Here is a 492-nt window from a genome sequence, read left to right as displayed (position 1 = left end):
CGGGTCCGCCGGCAGCAGCAGGACGGTGCCGTGCGGGGTGTTGCTGTTGTCCACCCCGGCGGCGGCCATGACCAGGCCCTGCCGGTTTTCCACGATCCGGGTGGTGCCGTGCGCGTGGGTGCGGGCGGCGACCAGGCGCACGGTCTCGGCGCTGATGGCCGCCTCCCGGTCGGCGGCGGGGACCTGGCGGTGCTCGGCCTTGGAGACGATCTTGCTGGTGACCACCAGGATGTCCCCGTCCCGGACCCCGTCCGGGGCGGCGGCCAGGGCGCCGCCGATCAGGGCGGGAAGGTCGTCGCCGGGGCGGATTTCGGGGATGCCCTGAAGGGCGGTGACGGAAAAGCCGGACATGTGGATACCTTCCGAAGCTGGGATGGGCGCGGGCATAAGCGCCTGGGCGGCAGACGTTCCTACCGGCCACCTTAACGGCCCACGGCCGCCGGGCCGGGGATGTGGGAGCGGACCGGTCAGACGGCGGCTGCCGCGGCGGGC

1 protein-coding gene is annotated in these 492 nt (G+C 74.0%); it reads right to left on the bottom strand.

The window, feature by feature from the left end; translation table 11 throughout:
- A partial coding sequence (locus LVY72_RS24130; protein WP_237827475.1) for a coenzyme F420-0:L-glutamate ligase occupies positions 1 to 351 on the bottom strand: 351 nt, incomplete at its 3' end.
- Positions 352 to 492 lie beyond the last annotated feature (141 nt).

It is taken from the genome of Arthrobacter hankyongi (assembly GCF_022012395.1).
Classification (GTDB): domain Bacteria; phylum Actinomycetota; class Actinomycetes; order Actinomycetales; family Micrococcaceae; genus Crystallibacter; species Crystallibacter hankyongi.
The sequence above is the reverse complement of the archived record's forward strand: the minus strand, read 5'-3'. Positions and strand labels throughout refer to the sequence as shown.